Source organism: Halarsenatibacter silvermanii (assembly GCF_900103135.1).
GTDB classification, from domain to species: domain Bacteria; phylum Bacillota; class Halanaerobiia; order Halanaerobiales; family Halarsenatibacteraceae; genus Halarsenatibacter; species Halarsenatibacter silvermanii.
This window is the reverse complement of sequence record NZ_FNGO01000007.1, coordinates 102317-119135: the sequence shown is the minus strand read 5'-3', so window position 1 is coordinate 119135 and position 16819 is coordinate 102317. Positions and strand designations below refer to the sequence as shown.

Genomic DNA, 16819 nt, shown 5'->3' with positions numbered 1-16819 from the left:
TCTTCGAACTTTTCTTCTGTATCATGTTTGGCAGCAACTCCCACCCCCAGAGTGATGGGAATATCGCCGAATTCAGCTTTCTCGCAGGCATTTTCGATACGTGTGCATATCTTCAGAGCGATCTCTTTTTTAGTTTGCGGCAATAAAATCACAAACTCATCCCCGGCCCAGCGGGAAACTATATCTTCATCTCTGGTGCATGATCGCAGGATATCGGCCACATTCACCAGAAGTTCATCGCCTACTTTATGACCGTAGGCATCGTTGATAATCTTCAAACCGTTTACATCACACATAATCAAGCTGATCGGCAGCTGCCTTTCTGTATTCAGGCGTTCCATCTCTTCTGTCAGATAATAGCGATTATACAGATCGGTCAATCCGTCATGGTAGCTCAAATATTTTAGTTTCTCTTCTTGCTCCTTGAGCTCGGATATATCCATCTGGATGGATAATACCCCATCTTCGCCTCCAGGCAGGCTCACCTTTGCTTCATTGAGCTGAACATCAAAACTGCTGCCATCTTTTCTGCAGCCTGTTGCCACATAATTTAGCTCTTCTCCCTTCATCACCCGGTCGATATTTTTCCGGAATTCTTCTCCGTGTCCTTCAGGCACCAAAAATTCAAAAGCATTATTACCGACCAGCTCCTCTTCGCTGTATCCGGATATCCTGCAAATTCTATCATTCACCTCGATTATTCTGCCTTTTTTGCTTTTTTAGCATCTTCTCCTTCGGCTTTTTTCGTTATCTTTAAATAATCTTCTCCCGGGCCATAATCATCCCGGTCCATATCATTGGACCGGGCAAACTCCATCCAGGCTTTATTTATATATATAATTTTCCCTTCTTCATCCAAAATTGCTGCATTTTCATCGATAGAATCAATAAAAGATAAAAATTCTTTGCTTATCTTGTAATCATCAGAGAGCAGCTGCCGGGAATTGACATCCATGCCATCACCTCTTTTAAAGGTTAAATTAACCCCAATACTTTATAAAATTGGGATCTTCTTGTTATCAGTTGATAGATATCGTATAACCAAACTGAAGACAAGAAGATCCTAAAATTGTTGTTGAAATTAAACTTGTGGAAAATAAAAAGTTTTCTTTATTCTAAAATAATTATATCACGAAATTAATTTATTTGATAGCTCCAATTCATCATCTAAACACTTTTGTTCTGAAGTATAAAACTGATGTGTTCTAAAACAATTAAAAAACGCCAGGGATAGCCCTGACATAGTAGTTAAAATATTATATTTTTATCTTCAAATAATAAAAATCACCGAGCAAAGTTTATTATTTCTGTTCCGATTCTCAGCTCATCCTCCGAATAACCAAGATTTATCAAAAATTCTTCCCCAATTGAGCTTAGTCTGTCTTTGTGCGCCAGATCAAAACTCAACTCCAATGTATATTCATCATCAAAAAATCTTCTGACCTTAATTTCCGGCCGCCAGCGGTTATGGGGAAAATTCAATCGCAGCTGCTGGGAAAAATCAGCCTGAAAATCATCCCTTCTTCGCATGGTATTGCCCAGGTTTAAAACAAAGTTATCGAAGTTAATGGTGTACTGTGGGGTTAAATCAATAATACTATCTTCTCCGGCTTCAGATAATGTCTCCGCTCTTGTCTCCAGTATCAGGGTTTGTCTCTCTCTAAATTGATAGCCTCCTTCTAAAGTAAATTCCATTCTGCGATCATCATCAGGTCTGTAAAAAATTCCCGTCCCCAGGTTGAATTTTTCCGATAATAGGGGGCTGCCGGCCAGCAGAGAAAAGCCCAGTACAGGTTCGGGGCGTTCTCCGGTGCCTATTTCATTCAGGTCCAGGCCTACTCTCGCTGTTAAACCGGGACGAATCCATCTATCAACTGTAAATCCGAGATTTACATAATTTTGCTCGGAAGGAAATACAGCCTCCAGCTCTCCGCTCAATCTGTCTCTCATCTCAATTTCGGCTTTTTCGCTCGCCTGGAGATATTCAGCCGCTTTTTCCTCTTCCTCTGCCAGGGCAGCCGCTTTCTGCCAGCGAGAAGAGGCAAGCGGCCAGTTCTGCTGCCATTCTGCCTGAACAGCCAAGAGGGCCATAATTTCAGCATCTTCCTCCTCATCGGCAAAATCCTTCGCCACCTTTTCAGCCTCGGCAAACTGGCCCTGCCAGCCCAGAACTCTAATCAGCTGCTCATTAACATCTTTACGTTCGGGAGCCAGTTCCTGCAGGGCATAAAGCTCTTCTAAAGCCTCTTCCTCTTTTCCCTGCCAGCTCCAAAGAAGAGCCCGGGCAAATCTCAAATCCAGATTGTACTCAATGTCCTCCCTCGCCTCCAGCCAGTTCAGGGCTTTTTCATGCTCGCCTTCCCCGATCAATTTCCAGACATCAACCTCTTCAGCCTGGGTGCCCGGGGCTGCAGCTGTAAAAATCAGGCTAAAGAAAATGACTGCCGCGAAGAGAAGGAAAATTTTATTCTTTATAAGCTCCATAAGTAATTAACGCTCCCTTAATTCCTGAAAATCTAATTGTTTTATATATATCTCGCTGGCCGGCTGTTTCCTTTCCGCTTCCAGCCAGTTAGGCCACCAGTGATTTGCCATTATCCGCATCTCATCATCCGGAAGATCACTGTCAAAACTGGCCATCAGTTCATCTTCCACATAAAAATTTATCCGGTCCGGCAAATAAACAATGCGGTATTCATGAAAATCCGAGGCGGGATCAAAGGGAAGTTCCGCTTTTTCATGGTTGGTTTTCTCCCCCTCAACAAAGGTAACAAAATCTATCTGGCGGCTGCCGTCATTATATATTTCGATGTCGATTTCATCATTTTTATAATCCACATCCTCATAGAGAAAAAAAGCGGAAAAAGAACCGGGGGCATAATCGGATTTCAATTTCACGCTGTAAGAACCATAGGAAAAGTAATCTTCCGTTCTGACCTCTCCTCCCTGCAAACTATCGGCCGGAGATGATATTTTTAGCCGCTGATTTTCCAGCTTCACATTTTCAGGATTAAGCCAGCCTCTGCCCAGCCTATGTCCGGCCTTCAAAAACTCATGTCCGCTAAATTTCAGGCCCAAATCTTCGTCCTCACCTTTATCTCTCTCCCTCACCCTGTCACCATCTTCAGCAGTTATCTTCTCTCTTTTTCTCATATCGCTCAGCCTTATGCCGCCATCCTCCGGATGTTCATCCCAGGCTGCTGCCACAAACAGATATTCTCCGGCCAAAATTTCTGCTCCCGGAAAAATCTCTTCTGCGATTTCAACTGTTTTGCCGGAATTTGCCCTGATCTTAATTTTCCCGGGTTCGATATCATGCCATTCTCCCCGGGGATCGAAGAGGCTATATCCCAGCCATATTTCCCGATCGTCTTCGGTCAGATTTTCTATATCTATCTCAGCAGTTAATTCGCCTCTCTCCAGCAGAGATTCCCGGCTGATGTGATGGCCGGTAACTTCGACGGTTTCTGCAGATACTATCCCGCCGCCGGAAAAAAGAAACAAAAGAGATACGAATAAAAATAGAATCAGCAGCATTGTATTTAAAAATTTGTCACCGATGTAATGCAAAAATAGTCACCACTCAGTTTAGCAGTTTTTTCAGCCTGATAATTAATTCCTGCGGTTTAAAGGGTTTGGTGATATAATCATCAGCACCCAGCTCAAAACCCCGGGTGATATCCTTCTCCTGACTTTTGGCCGACAGGATCAACACCGCGATATCAATATTTTCCTTATTTATTTTCTTTAAAATCTGCAGCCCATCGAGCATGGGCAGCATCAGATCCAGTATCAAAACATCATAGGATTCGGAGCGCAATTTTTTCATGGCCTCCTGGCCATCTTCCACCTCATCGACTATAAAATCCTCTTTTTTTAGTTTAAAGCAGATAAGCCTGCGGACAGAAGGCTCATCCTCCGCCACCAAAATCTTAATATCTTTATCATCGGCCATCTATTTCACCTGCCATTTAATAATCGTCTTCCTGGCTGCTGAATTTTTTTCTTTTTTGTTCGCCCCAATCACTTCTGCCTCGAATTATATCAAAAATTCCCTGCAGGCGCCACCAGGTGTGCAGCTGTCTGTAGCCAAAATTTTCCAGGAAGCCAAAAGTGAATAACTTCAAAATATCTTTCAGACCTGTATATTTACGAAAAGTCAGCTCCTCAAATAGGATAGAAAGAGTGGACAGCAGTACGCCCAGCAAAATTGCCGTCAGGAAAAATAAACTGTAAATTTGTATATTGCCGATGCCCAGAATCAAAGACAGTAAAACCACCGCATAACCGGTAAATTCAAAGATGGGGCTTAAAAACTCCACGAAAACAAAAAAGGGAAAAGCTATCAGACCTTTTAGACCATAACGGGGATTGAAAAACATCTCCTTATTTTTGGCCAGGCTTTCTCCCAGCCCCCGCTGCCATCTACGCCTTTGTTTGCCCAGACTTTTCCTGTCTTCAGGCACCTGCGTCCAGCAGACCGGATCGGGCAAAAACACAATTTTTAGCTCCCGACCGTAATTTTTAATATACCGGGTTAATTTTAATACCAGCTCCATATCTTCCCCCACGGTATCGGTGCTGTATCCCCCGGCCTCAACCAGATATTTGCGCTTGAAAACCCCAAAAGCTCCGGAAATTATCAATAAACTATTTATGGCCGCCCAGCCCACGCGTCCGAAAAGAAAAGCCCGGAGATATTCAACTACCTGAAAAATCACCAGAGGTCGGGAGCTCAATCTGACCTTCTGCACCTGTCCTCCTTTGATTTCACAATCATTGGCGATCCTTATACTGCCCCCGGCTGCCACAACTCTCCAGTCATTGGTGAAAGGTTCCACTACCTTTAATAGAGCTTCACCATCGATCAAAGAATCGGCATCAATATTACAGACGAGAGGAAATTGAGCAACATTAATGCCGGCATTAAGAGCATCGGCTTTCCCACCATTACATTTATCAACCACCGTCAGCTGAGGATAATCAGGCGACTTATATATTTCCTTTATCTCCTCAGTTTCCAGCTCAGCAGTTTCCACCCGGCTGGAGGGTATTAGATCAAATTCATTCTTAAGCCTATCAATTGTATCATCTTTAGAACCATCATTGATCACTACAATTTCAAACTCTGGATACTGAAGTGCCAGAATGGATTTGATGTTTTCATTAATGGTTTCTGCTTCATTATAAGCCGGCACAATAATGCTTAGCGGTTTATAAAACTCACTCCGAAAAGTTTTTTCGTAATCTGCCACACTCTGAAAAAACCAGCTCTGACGGATGGAAAAAAAAGCTGCTATATTCAACAGAATGTAGGAACCATTTATGATAGCAAAGAAAATAATAGCCAGATAATCCATTCTTAAAATTATGTATTCCAGCAGCTCCATATATAACTAACTCCTGTTTGAAATTTTACTAAACTCTGTAAATTATCTAATCTCTATTCTTTATTGAGAATATACTCGCTCATCCGGGAACCAGCAGCCTGAGTTCCAGCGAGAGTTTCCAGAATTTCAGTTTCTCCAATTTTCAAAATCGTCTCGCCTGCATAATATTTAACCCACCAATTATTATCTTCTTTCAGCAATTTTGTATATTCAGCTAAATATTTGTCCTCTCCCACAATTCCAGCATATTTCACCGCCTGACTTCTCACCACCCAGTTTTCATGTTGTAAGTACGGCTCCAGATCAGTATCAATAGGCTGGCCTATCTTAATTAAGGCTTTAAAAATATGAATAATAATCTCCGAATTATCCTCCTTTTTCAAGATATCTTCCAGCAAAGAAGAGGCCCGAACATAATTGAAATGCCCCAAAAGATCGATCAGCAGAGATACGATGATCTCTTTGGAAGACTGGTAGGTATCTTCCAGATCGCTATCAGCTTTCAGCCAGCCCGAAAGCAGCTCGGTGATCTCTTCACAGATCTGTATATCAAATTTGGTCAATAACTCAGTAATACCTTCGTAGGTCATATGAGTTTCATTTATTACTTTTTTTAAAACCAGGGTAAAATACTCCTTATCCGCTATTTCAGCGGCCGCCCAGGCAGCCGCGATCATTAAATCGCTGTCCTCATCGATGAGAATCTCTTTTAATACCGGCAGAGCCTGCTTATCCCTGACCTTGCCCAGAAAATTGGCAGCCTTTATTTTTTCCTTTTTGCTGCCTTTTTTTAATTTCTGCAGATAATGGTCGGTAACCCCTGCCGTTCGGGCCAGATTCACCAGCCTGTCATGATCTTCCCCCCGAAGATTTTTTAAATAGGGCATTAAAAAATCCTTTAAAATTTTGCTGTCGCCGTCCAGTTCCGCAGATAATTCTTCAGCTTCCTTCTCGCCGGCTAAATACTCGTATAAAGCAGGCTCCCACCTTTCTTTTTTCTGCTCCAATTTCTGATTATAACGGGTTTTACTCCAGTGATTGTACAGAATTATCCCCAGTATAACAGCAATCAGGCAGAATAATATAATAATGGCCAGGCCAATAAGATTAATCATTTTGTCACCTTCTTCATATTTGCGTTTACCTGTTATCTTATAATTCTAATAATTTTTCCTGATTCCTTCCTTAACTGCGAAATAACAAGTTTCCAGGTAAAAAATTAAGCCGGCAAAAATGCCGGCTTCTGTTTTCTCTGCTAATAATTCCTGCTGAAAGAACTGCATGAGCCAGGCCAGCCCTTCTTCTTCGCCGGGAGCTGTCCACCAGCTGAATATCTCCAGCTGGCCCGGGTCCGGATCGGGGTTGAGTGAAGCCGGAGATGTCTCTAAATCATACCCGGAGGCAGCGGCCGCAGGCGGCAGCCGGGGAATCTGCAGAAGCGGAAAGGCCAGAAAAAAACAAAACAGCAGCATAATAATAGATGTTAAAAACACTAAAATTTTCCACCTTCATCTCCCGGTTTTCCATCAATTGTCTTACAAAACACCAACCTTCTTCTTAGCAAGATTTATTTAGAACATTTAGGGAATACAAATGTCTGTCTTTTTTAAAGCCTTTAGAGGCATAAACTGAAATTAAATGCTATCAATTTTCTTTTCAAATTCTTCTGATGTTTCAGAATCGTATAAAACATTTTCTACTTCAGTAAGTTTTGATTGCTTATCCAGCTTCTTTACTTTCTTAATGGTAGTTGGATTCAACTCTCCAAATTTTGAAGTGATTTGCACTAAAATATCATAGGTTTTTTCTTTTCCTTCTTTCCTTCCTTCTTCACGTAACTTTTTTTCAATGGTCATCTAAATCATTTCCCTTAATTCTTCAATGCTATCTGCTTTCTCAATCGCAGTATTAATTTCCTCTAACTTATTTACATCAGAATCTTCAATTTCTAATACCAAATCAATAGTTTTATCACTGCCAAATTTGTTTTTCATTTTTTTAATAGTTTCCTTCATGAGGTTTAACGTATCTCTACTGCCTTCTTTTCTACCTTCTTTCCTACCTTCTTCGCGTAACTTTTCTGCCATAGCCATAAATTTTTCCCTCCTTTCGGGGAATTCTTCATTTACAATTTTTTGCATCAAATGAGGCGGCAGCTCAATCGCAGCAATGATGTAACGAAAAACATACTTAAATTCTTCTGATATATTGAATTTTTCCACGGCCTTATCGAAAAAATTCAGCGCTTCTCTTAAAGCATTAACAATTTTTGCCTGTTCATCATACAACTGAGCAGCTTCCAAAAGAAGAGTGTAAGCTTGAAACAAAGGGTCATCAGATTCTTTTTCAGATTTATGAGTTTCGTACACCTGATAGTCAAAATAAGGAGTAAATCTTTCCGCCCAGTCAGGAACATCTGTCAGCACTTCATCCAGTGACTCCCCATAATTCCAATCAGTTTCTCCGTGGTAAAATAGAATGGGTAGTATGACTGGATATTCTTCTTTCTCTTCAAAAGCTTTTTCCCAGATTAATGTCATATACCTGAGTAACTGAAATACCGTATTTCTGTCAGGACTGCTTTTGTGTTCGAAAAGAAAGTAGAAATAAGCATCCTGCCCATCTTCCAGCTTAGTTTTGAACACCAAATCCGTTCTGTAATCATCCAACTTTTCGTCAGTATATTCCTCAGTTTTATCCTTAAAAAGCGACAAATCAACCTTATCTACTATTTTTTCAGGTAGATATTCCCTTATAAAATTTTTGGTAGTCTCCGGATGTCCCATTACATGCTTGAATAGCTCATCGTGGGGCGTATATTTCATTGACATTTTATCACCTTCACTTTATTTCGCAATATTATTATACCACATACCTATCGGGAAGTTAATTTTATCACCTGAAAATATTTTAATTTCTACACCTGTGAAAACTTATTAGATTTTCTTTAACTTTTTATGATTGTTGGGATACCTGCACCTCAAAAATTTTCAGCTCCAGGGCTGAATTCTTTGATTAAAACATTTTCTCCACTTTTAATAGGTTCAGTCATCACAAAAGAATGTATTTGGCGAATAAAAAAAGCTGGAGGAAATTAATCCCCCAGCTCACAATTTAGGCCTGTAATTAAATTGGTCCAAATTGAATTATATGAGCTAAAGCCATAACAATTGAATATATGCTTCAATTCTTTACTGCCGAAAAATCCAGAAATTCAACGAAATTCAAGCGATTCAATGGCAAACTGAATTTCCATATCCTGCTCCGAAGAAGAAAAATCATAGCTGATTACCATCATAAAATCCTCAAACTCGGCCAGCCTGGTTACAGCATTATCTATTTCATATTCTGGTCTATCCTGTATCTCTATGCGGACGATGTCCACTTCCTCTCCAGCTATCTCTTCTCTGCTCCTGCTGACATCCCCCAATTTACTCAAGTCCTCTGCAGCAAATTCTGCAAAATTGTAAAAGGGAAACATTACTGACCGCAGCACTGTATCCTTCATCATTTCAGCCATTTCTGCCGGTATAAATTCCCCATCAACTTCCATCTGGCGAACTTCTTCCCCATCAAACCAGACCTTGAGCGAAGAAAGCTGTTCTTCGACACCTGTCATGGTGAAAGATAAAACTTCGGTTTCTACTCCCTGGAGGGTCTCGGATCCTTCATACTGATAATTTATGAGAGAATCCTGTGTTAACTGTCCCTGAGAATGTACTTTCACGCTATACTCCAGACTGTGGAAGAGCTCAATTAACTCGCTCAATTCTGTGGGAGTCTCAAGTTGTTCCATCGATATATCTTCCGGGTTATCCTGAGCCTGCAGGGGATTAAAGCCAGCGGTTAGGACGATAAACAGAACAGCGATCATAATAAATAAAGTGATCCCGGCAGTTAATCTGCTTTTAACTTTCATTTTATCGGCCTCCTCAGGGGAGTATAAATAACTTCTCATTTTCAAAAAGATTTATTTTGCTTTCAGCAAGGTATCTCGCGTGAGACTCCGGCGCTTAATCACTTAATCAATGGGGTGCAAATTTAATCAAGGCTTAACTAATTCCACCCTGCGATTTTGCTCTCTTCCTTCTTCTGTCTCGTTGGTAGCCTGAGGAGCAAGGGGGCCGACTCCAAAGGAACTAAGTCGGTCTTTATCTATATTATGATTATTTACAAGGAATTCTACCAGAGATTCAGCTCTTCTTTCTGACAGATCAATATTGTAATCTAAATTTCCGGTACTATCTGTATGTCCTACAACATTGAGTTCCAGGTCAGGATTTTCTTTTAAAAGCTCTGCAATTTTTTCTATGGTTGGCACTGATTCATCTTCGATTTCATCATTATCTACTTCAAAGTGGATACCGTAAATAGCTGCTTTACCTTTGCTTTCTATATCCTGCATGACGCTTTCCATGTCAATTAAACCAGTATCAAGCTCGGTTTCCTCCACGACAACCTGGAAAACTGCCGGCTGTCCGTCAGGCCAGCTTCCTCCATAATAACCATGTCGGGCGGTAAAGATAGATATATGGACATCACCCTCGGCCCGGCTCAGTTTAGCCATCAGGTAGCGGCCACTTTGTTTATCAGGATCCAGGCCTTCAAAACTGGTTTCAGAAGCATCCTGGAAGTTTACCTGTTCATAAAGCGGTCTGCTGAACCACTCATCCACATCAGCATCTTTTTGAACTAAAATTTCAAAATTATTTTCTTTTAAAGCTTGCTCATAATTTCTGAATATTTCCAGCGAGGAATGCCTTTCAGGTACCACATAAAAATGCTGGGTTATTTTGCCTTCAAGTCTTAGATCTTTATCCGCAAATTCTTCATATTCATCCTCGAATTCCGCTGTTTCCAGCTCACTAAAAGGAAGGGTAAACTCATCATAATCTTTACTCTCGTAAAATCTGATATAGGATCCGGGAAAGCGGGAGATTAAAGGATGATCGCTGCTGTCTGTAACATCTTCAGCCGGTGTGTCTGCCGGAAAAGCCAGAGCTGTCGTAAAAGAAAAAACCACAAATACCATAATCACCATTATTGTCAGAAAGGCTTTTTTATAAATCATTAATAAACTGACCCCCTTTATCTCGATTCTATTTCAAAATCGCAGCTGAATTTTATTCAACTTTCCGGTTCATCCTTTTCCATCAACTGTTTTGCCGCAAACTCTCCGGCATAGGGCAGTCTGTAAGTTTCTCCCTGATAGGCTTTAACCATAAGTAAAATCCAGAGAACCAGACCCGTTATGAAAATCAGAATAGAAATTAACCAGCCTATAATCGGTATCCAGCCGATGACAACGGATAAAATAAACAGGGAAAGAAAGACCACCAGTGACTGCATGGCATGAAATCTTACATATTCATTTTTCTTTTCTACGACCAGAAATAATATACCGGTAAGCCAGCCCAGAACATAACAGAGCACCGCCTCAAAATTCTCATCGATACCCAGAGCAGTTTCACTGTCAGCCATATAATTTATACCTCCTTTGACTTTCAATTGTCATCTAAAATTTTGGCCCTTTTCTCTTGCAGCTGGTTTAATAACTCCAATTCATCTTCTGCTGAAAGCTTTAAAACCTGCAGGCGGGGATACTTTTTGTATTAATATTCAAAATTTATAATTTATTAAAAACTAATCAACTGTTTCATTGTTTAATTCAATAAAGTATTTAATTCTCCTTCAAAAGTTTATAAAATAATGAATAATTCCACTAAAAAAATAACCCCTGGTCAAAAGCCGGGGGCTTGCGCGCACTATATTAAATTAAATCTTCCGCGATGGTCATGTAATCATCCCTCCTTTCAGGAGTTTCCTTTTCTACAACTTCCCTCATATCCCGGTGGGAAAATCTATAGCTACCGTCACATACTGAAAAACACGCTGGTAATCTTGCTTGATAACTCTGCCGTATACAATCTCAGCTTTATCGATATTTCGAAAAGCTTTCGAAGATTTCCCTTTTACTCGAATTTCTTTCAAAACGGCTTAGGGATGATAACTAATATCTAATTTTTATTTAATCCTGTTCATCATTTTCATAAGGTGAAATAAAATCTTCTTCGCTATCATCATTGTTTATGTTATTGTTATTTTTATGGTTATTTTTGTCCTGCTCAAATTTATCCTTTTTTAAACACTTTAAAGAACAGACAGGTTTTTCACCGCGCCACAGCTTCCAATCAGGTTGTATAAGCTTAAATTTATCACCACACACTGAGCATTCAGTTTCATAAACTCGTGGAGTGAACTCTTCACAGTTTCTGGCCATCTCTTCCGGCATCCAGTTATATTTGTCGCCAAACTGATAACTTATATTAGTATTTACACAATTGTATATGATATCTTTCTTATCTCCGCGTTGAAAATTGTCCCTTTCTGTGGCAGCACGATAATGTTTGCAATCATAGCAGGATTTATAAAGTCTTTTGATTACCACAATTATCACCTCGCACCTTATTTATATTAATTTTATATCATAAGCCCCACATCATCAAGGATATCACGCATAGTATCCAGATGATTTAATGACTCCCGTAAATCTTCCACTCGAAAATAGCACATGCTGTTTCTAAAATCCTCACTCAAGGTGGATATTTCATCTTTGAAAGCCTCAATCTCCTCTTTATATGAAACCAATATTACTTTTTGAATTGAGTGTTCAAGTCTTAAAACTCTCTGCAAGTTTAATATTGCCGAATCTCTGCTTCCTTTTCTATGAACTTCAAAAGCATAAGAAATAGTACCGAGATTAGCAATTCTGCTGCGCCAAATAGCATCTATACGGCAACCTGGAGCTACTACATACTCACTTTCAACTTCAAATCCTAAACCATCACCTAATTGTGTTACCTGTTCAATAACCGCATCATGAGCAAAATCTTTTGGAGTTAAACCAGTTTTTTGTGAGGATTCTTCTCCATCTTCATCGTCCAATTTGTTATTCGATATATAAAATAGAAGAAAATCTAACTCAAGCAAATCATTTACCAAATTAGTCTCTTGATTTATTTCTTGCAATACTTCCCGGCATAATTCACAAAAATCTTCATACTGACTACCTTTTAAATTGTTTTCAGCTAATCTTTCACTCTCAACCCCCAGCCATTTCAAACCATCTAAAGCTCTTCTATTCCAGATAGCATAATTTGTGTCAATGTGAGCTAAAATTTCTGAAATTCCTGCTGGCCCCATCATTCTAATATTTTCATTTACATAGTCAAACCGCTCTGAGATTGGTCTCTCCACATCATGCAACAATATTTTAAAGCCTTCTTTTATTTCCTCCATACCAGTCTTCATCATCTCTGTAGCAGGATAGTTTTTGTTATTCCAGCTGAAAAATGCCCAAAGCTTTTTTATAAGTTCTCTTATAACCCCTTCATCAATATCTTCTATATTATCTTCCGAAAAATATTTATCAAGAAATCTGTTCTTTTCAATTCTTTCCTCTTTGTGTTTCTGACCTTCACCATCCATGAATTTTTCAAACTCATCGATTACACTACTTATTTTTTTAATTTCAATGTGTTTGTGTTTCAAGGTTCCCTCCCCCTAATAATTCTTAATTAATTTGGTATTCACTCTAAAAATCCAGCCTCCTGCCATTAACCCTAAGCCACTCCCGCCGCTCATCATAGTCGGGAATTATCGTTTCTACCGTCTGCCAGAAATCCTTTGAGTGATTGGGATACTGCAGATGTGTAAGCTCATGAATAACAATATAATCCACTATCGTCATGGGAGCCATGATTATCTTCCAGTTGAAGTTTAAATTGTTTTTGCTGCTGCAGCTCCCCCAGCGCTTTTTCTGCTTTTTTACCCTGACATTATTGGGACTTACACCTACTTTATCTTTATATTTATCCACTCTTTCTTTAATTTTTGTTTCTGCATGATTTCTGTACCAGCTTATGAGTTCCTCTCTGATGGCTTTTTTTCTTTTCTCCTCATTCTGCTCCAATTTCTCCGGATAATATATCATAAATTTACCTCTATACAGTTTAACATTTACACTGCCAATACTATTTTTAGCATTTACTTTTAATCTATATCTTCTGCCCAGATAGGGAAGCTTCTCTCCGCTCAAAAACTCTTTAGGCTGTGGTCTGGGTTTGATTTCCTCTATTTTGTCCAGCTTCTCTTTAATCCAGCTGGATTTATCCTCCACCAAATCTTTTATCTCGCTTTCCGACAAATCCTTAGGAGAACGAACCACAATGCCCTTCTCAGGGTCGATGTTTATCCCCACAGTTTTCCTGTCGGTCCTGACAACATCATATTCAACTTTCTCTGAACCGAGCTCAAGTACCCTCATTATCTTCCTCCAGTATATGCAGTATATGATATAATGTCATATCTTTTTAAAGAACAAATACTTTTCTGGCCAGTTTCATGATTTGAGTGGTAATACCGTCCAGCTTGGATTTAAATTCCTCATATTCACAAAGGTTAATCTTTATTTCCTTGCGCATCTTCTTCTGCACCTCTGATTTTTCCTTCCAGAGGTCTATTTCCGTGTATTCTTCTATGCTGTCCATGATATTTTCCGTAAGCTTCTTCATCTTCTCGTCTATATTCAAACCGTCACCTTCAGCAGTATATGCTTTTGTTGGTTCACTGAGTTTAATATTATCACTTTCTTTTTCCTTTCCCTCTTCTTTTTCCTTTTCCGTCTTTTGTTCCTGCAGCAAAAGTTCATACAAAGCATACTCCTGCTGGTTAAAGCCCAGCTTTTCCGCTTTCGTTTTAACTGTCCGCATCTCCACCACTATTTCTTCCATCTCCTCTAACTGCTCACAAAAACTCATCTGCTTTTCCTTGCGTCTTTCTATTATTTCCTCCAGTCTCTCGCTCAAACTCTGGTATAAAGCAGGATTTTCCTCCATCCTGACGCTTAACTCTTTCTTTATGGCATGCTCCATCTCTATTGCTTTGGCTTCCTCATCCTCTATCTCCTCCATCACTTCATCAAACTCCTGTTCATCCAGTATCGATACCGGTCCATACAGTCTCTTTATATTTTGAGAGCTTACGTGGTTATCTATTAACTTTCTCACCTTCTTGCCGGCACCCTTTATATTGATGCTGTCATCCCTGTAGGTGTTTCTTACCGCCCGGTAAATCTTGCCTAATTTCTTTAAATCCTTGCGGTAGGGGTCAGCTATGGGGGCGGGCATGATAATATCCATGCTTTTGGAGAATGCTTTAAATTTGTTTTTGAACTCTGCCCGCTTCTCCTCATCTTCAAAAAGTTTAACGCAGGCATCCAAATCATCCATATCCACACCCTCAAATAGCTTCATCACCGCCCGGTAATTGCTCTCCAGCCGGGGCTTTTCATCTCTTATGGGAGTGACTGCATTTTCCACATCTTTGGAGCTGAATATGGCCAGGGCCTTCTGCAAATCATCGAATACGCCGTAGTAATCAACCACCAGTCCGTAGTTTTTATCGGGGAAGGGTCTATTAACCCTGGCTATAGCCTGGAGCAAATTGTGTTCTTTAAGCGGCTTATCCAGATACATAACCTGTTCTACCGGGGCATCGAAGCCCGTAATCAGCATATTGCAGACGATAACAAATTTGAGGCTGGAGCGGTAGTCTTTAAAGCGGCTTACTATCTCGCTTTTTTCCGCATTATCCACGCTGTATTTCTTTATCAAACCCTCATCGTTATTGTCGCCGGAAATTACAGGAACTGATTCGGGACCGTTGAGTTCATCCAGTATCTTTTTATATCTGACCGCAGCCCGCCTGCTTACGGTAACTATCTGACCTTTCAAAGGCTTTATTTTCTTTTCATAGTGGTCAATAATATCATGGCAGATACCTCTTATCCTTTTGGGAGCCTGGGCTATATCGCGTTCTGTGGCGTATTTTTCTTTTATCTTCTTCTTTTCTTCCTCGCTGTAATCGGAGAATACCCTCTCAAAACTTTCATCCAGGTAACTATCCTCCAGGTGTAACTCCGCCAATCTGCTCTCGTATTTGATGGGGAGGGTGGTTTCATCATCGACGGATTCTTCAATGGTATAGGTATCTATGTAATCGCCGAAAGTTCTTAAGGTGCTTTTGCTTTCTTTATCTATAGGAGTACCGGTGAAGCCTAAGTAGGCTGCGTTGGGCAGAGCTCTTCTCATGTTGGCTGCTAACTCTTTGAACTGGGTTCTGTGAGCCTCATCGGCCATGACAAATATACTTTCATCCTCGGATAGGACGGGATATTTTTCCCTCTCCTCATCCTGAAATTTATGGATGGTGGTCATTACAGTTCTGCCAACATCGGAGGTGAGGAGCTCTTTTAAATTCTCCACGCTCTCTGCTCTTTTGGGATTGGGAAAGCCGCATCTTTTGAAGGTACCGGTTATCTGTTCATCCAAATCCACTCTATCCGTCACTATCAAAATGGTGGGATTGCCTATCTCTTTAAAGCGCTTTAGTTTCAGGGCCAAAAACAGCATGGTAAGTGATTTGCCCGAGCCCTGGGTATGCCAGACGGTGCCGCTTCTGTCATCGGGAGAATCAGCATTCTTTATTCTTTCCATGGCTTTGACAACCGCCCTGTACTGCTGGTATCTGGCCGCCATCTTGACCATAGAATTGCCTTCTCTCTCGAATACTATGAAATTGCGGATATAATCCAGGAATCTATCCTTCTTGAACAGGGAAAAGAGCAGTATATTCTGCAGGTTGGGAGAGAAGCCGGTTATCTCGGTAACCTCTTCTTTGCTGTAGGGATAGGGGTCTTTCCAGGGCTTATATACGCGGGCAGGTGCGCCCACCGTGGCGGCAGAGGCGGAATTACCCCAGGCAGTAACCAGTATTTGATTGGGGTAGAATAAATGTTCAGCACCTTCCTCGCCATCGCGGACATTCTGGTATCTTCTCAGCTGCGTTATTGCTTCTTCCTCCGGCTCATTGATGGTAGTTTTATTTTTGCATTCTATAACAGCCAGGGGAATTCCGTTGACAAAGACAACAATATCCGGTTTGATTCTATCGCGGCCTTTGACGGCAAATTGGTTCATGACGGTAAACTGATTGTTTTCCGGGTTATCGTAGTCTATATATTTTACAGTCTGATTTTTCTTGCCCTGGCCCAAATCCTGAGTTAAGGAGATGTGTTTTACCAATCTCTGGTATATGATTTCGTTTGCTTCCATCAGGTCAGTGGCTTTAATCCGGGCCGGTCTGATTTTGTTGACGGCTTTGTTGAGGTTGTTTTCATTTATCCAGGGATTAATTCTCTTTAAAGCATCGCGCAGCTCCTCCTGCAGTATGACGTGATGTTCGGACTCTCTTAGCGGTCTATCTCTCTCGTCATCTGCGTGGAAATCATAGACATCATATCCTAACTTTTCAAATAAATCCAGGGCGGGCTTTTCCGCCTGGTGGTATTCATCCCAGTTTCTCTGCAT

Annotated in this window: 17 protein-coding genes; all 17 read right to left on the bottom strand. The window is 40.6% G+C overall.

Going from position 1 to position 16819, the window contains the following annotated elements:
• The coding region (locus tag BLT15_RS05465; protein WP_143423023.1) for a sensor domain-containing diguanylate cyclase at nucleotides 1-692 on the bottom strand (692 nt) is incomplete at its 3' end.
• A gap of 5 nt (nucleotides 693-697) precedes the next feature.
• Nucleotides 698-955, bottom strand: a complete 258-nt coding sequence (locus BLT15_RS05460) for a hypothetical protein (protein ID WP_089759465.1) — start codon at nucleotides 953-955, stop codon at nucleotides 698-700.
• A 329-nt stretch (nucleotides 956-1284) separates the two neighbouring features.
• A complete protein-coding gene (locus BLT15_RS05455; RefSeq protein ID WP_089759464.1) occupies nucleotides 1285-2484 on the bottom strand; it encodes a hypothetical protein in 1200 nt (399 codons plus the stop codon).
• Between the two features lie 6 nt (nucleotides 2485-2490).
• Entirely contained in the window at nucleotides 2491-3570 is a 1080-nt protein-coding gene (locus BLT15_RS05450; RefSeq protein ID WP_089759462.1) for a family 16 glycosylhydrolase, read from the bottom strand.
• 13 nt (nucleotides 3571-3583) lie between these two features.
• Nucleotides 3584-3955, bottom strand: a complete 372-nt coding sequence (locus BLT15_RS05445) for a response regulator transcription factor (RefSeq protein WP_089759460.1) — start codon at nucleotides 3953-3955, stop codon at nucleotides 3584-3586.
• Nucleotides 3956-3971: 16 nt separating this feature from the next.
• A complete protein-coding gene (locus BLT15_RS05440) occupies nucleotides 3972-5390 on the bottom strand; it encodes a glycosyltransferase family 2 protein (RefSeq protein WP_089759458.1) in 1419 nt (472 codons plus the stop codon).
• A gap of 53 nt (nucleotides 5391-5443) precedes the next feature.
• On the bottom strand, nucleotides 5444-6505 hold the full coding sequence (locus BLT15_RS05435) for a HEAT repeat domain-containing protein (protein ID WP_089759456.1): 1062 nt from the start codon (nucleotides 6503-6505) through the stop codon (nucleotides 5444-5446).
• Nucleotides 6506-6550: 45 nt separating this feature from the next.
• A complete protein-coding gene (locus tag BLT15_RS05430) occupies nucleotides 6551-6862 on the bottom strand; it encodes a hypothetical protein (protein WP_143423022.1) in 312 nt (103 codons plus the stop codon).
• 162 nt (nucleotides 6863-7024) lie between these two features.
• Nucleotides 7025-7246: a hypothetical protein gene (locus BLT15_RS05425; RefSeq protein ID WP_089759452.1), complete on the bottom strand. Its 222-nt coding sequence runs from the start codon at nucleotides 7244-7246 to the stop codon at nucleotides 7025-7027.
• Nucleotides 7247-8221, bottom strand: coding sequence for an Rpn family recombination-promoting nuclease/putative transposase (locus BLT15_RS05420; protein WP_089759450.1), 975 nt, complete (start codon nucleotides 8219-8221; stop codon nucleotides 7247-7249).
• Between the two features lie 383 nt (nucleotides 8222-8604).
• A complete protein-coding gene (locus tag BLT15_RS05415; RefSeq protein WP_089759447.1) occupies nucleotides 8605-9309 on the bottom strand; it encodes a hypothetical protein in 705 nt (234 codons plus the stop codon).
• Nucleotides 9310-9435: 126 nt separating this feature from the next.
• Nucleotides 9436-10461, bottom strand: a complete 1026-nt coding sequence (locus tag BLT15_RS05410) for an OmpA family protein (RefSeq protein ID WP_089759445.1) — start codon at nucleotides 10459-10461, stop codon at nucleotides 9436-9438.
• 56 nt (nucleotides 10462-10517) lie between these two features.
• Nucleotides 10518-10871, bottom strand: a complete 354-nt coding sequence (locus tag BLT15_RS05405; protein WP_089759443.1) for a DUF4870 domain-containing protein — start codon at nucleotides 10869-10871, stop codon at nucleotides 10518-10520.
• Between the two features lie 547 nt (nucleotides 10872-11418).
• On the bottom strand, nucleotides 11419-11838 hold the full coding sequence (locus tag BLT15_RS05400) for a hypothetical protein (protein ID WP_089759441.1): 420 nt from the start codon (nucleotides 11836-11838) through the stop codon (nucleotides 11419-11421).
• Nucleotides 11839-11870: 32 nt separating this feature from the next.
• Nucleotides 11871-12941: a hypothetical protein gene (locus BLT15_RS05395; protein WP_089759439.1), complete on the bottom strand. Its 1071-nt coding sequence runs from the start codon at nucleotides 12939-12941 to the stop codon at nucleotides 11871-11873.
• A gap of 43 nt (nucleotides 12942-12984) precedes the next feature.
• Nucleotides 12985-13716: a M48 family metallopeptidase gene (locus tag BLT15_RS05390; protein ID WP_089759437.1), complete on the bottom strand. Its 732-nt coding sequence runs from the start codon at nucleotides 13714-13716 to the stop codon at nucleotides 12985-12987.
• Between the two features lie 46 nt (nucleotides 13717-13762).
• Nucleotides 13763-16819 carry a type I restriction endonuclease subunit R gene (locus tag BLT15_RS05385; RefSeq protein ID WP_089759435.1) on the bottom strand — a complete coding sequence of 1019 codons (3057 nt, stop codon included), beginning with the start codon at nucleotides 16817-16819 and terminating at the stop codon, nucleotides 13763-13765.